1 protein-coding gene is annotated in these 557 nt (G+C 74.0%); it reads left to right on the top strand.

Annotated features, from left to right (window positions below):
* Nucleotides 1-557, top strand: a 557-nt coding sequence (locus GJ693_RS16620; RefSeq protein WP_156257296.1) for a TonB-dependent receptor domain-containing protein, incomplete at both ends; no start/stop codon positions are given.

Raw genomic sequence — 557 nt, forward strand, 5'->3', positions numbered from 1 at the left:
TGGAACCCGGTGGCGGCCTGGCGCTGGAGGCCGGGGTGCGCGTGCTGCGCCAGACGCTGCGGCTGGAGGTGGAAGACCGCCGCCCCGGTTGCGATCCCTGCCTGGCCAACGCCGGCCCGGCACAGCAGGCGGCCACGCTGGTGACGCCCGAAGTGGCGCTGTCGTGGCGGGCCAGCCCGCAGTTGCTGGTCTTTGCCCGTAGCGCGCGCAGCGCCCGGTTGCCGGGCTGGAACCTGCTGGCGCGGAGCAACGCGGAACTGCAGCTGTTGCCGGAAGAAAGCGGCTGGCAGCACAGCGCCGGCCTGAAGGCCGACCTGTGGGACGGGCGCCTGCGCCTTGATGCCAGCGGCTTCGTGGCCACCACGCGGGCACTGGTGTCGCCGCTGTTCGGCATCGATCCGCTGGCGCTGGCCAGCAACCCGCGGCTCGTCATGCGCAATCATGGCATCGACGTCGTTGCCGAAGCGCGGCCGCTGGCGCAGCTGGAACTGGCCGCCAGCCTGGGCTGGCAGCAGGCGCGCTGGCGCGGAGCCGTGCCGGCCGGTGCCCCCTCGCGG

The organism is Sandarakinorhabdus oryzae, from assembly GCF_009733735.1.
GTDB lineage: Bacteria > Pseudomonadota > Alphaproteobacteria > Sphingomonadales > Sphingomonadaceae > Sandarakinorhabdus > Sandarakinorhabdus oryzae.